Origin of the sequence: Bacillus sp. HY001 (genome assembly GCF_007558965.1) — a bacterium.
Classification (GTDB): domain Bacteria; phylum Bacillota; class Bacilli; order Bacillales; family Bacillaceae_G; genus Bacillus_A; species Bacillus_A mobilis.
The window spans coordinates 1-329 of the sequence record NZ_VLTE01000313.1 but is presented as its reverse complement, the minus strand read 5'-3'; the positions used below and the strand labels follow the sequence as shown (position 1 = coordinate 329).

Below are 329 nucleotides of genomic sequence, written 5' to 3'. Positions count from 1 at the left end.
GTCCCAGCTTTTGGTCCCATTTCTACAATATAGTCAGCCATTTCTATGATGCTAGGATTATGTTCAACTAATATAACTGTATTACCTTGTTCTTTTAGCTTAGTTAGTGCTTGTTTAATAAGGATAATATCATGTGGGTGTAACCCAACACTAGGTTCATCAAAAATATAAACTAAATCAGATAATGAACTGCTTAAATATTTTGCAATTTTTATTCGCTGAGCCTCGCCACCTGATAAAGTGTCTGTTCCACGATTTAGGGATAGATATCCTAAACCAATATCAATTAATGCGTTTACTTTTGATAATATTTCACGCGTTACACCCTT

The 329-nt window shown here is 33.7% G+C and carries 1 pseudogene; it reads right to left on the bottom strand.

The features are described 5' to 3' along the window. Positions 1–329 (bottom strand): annotated as a pseudogene (locus FOT98_RS31505) (excinuclease ABC subunit UvrA); the annotation flags it as partial.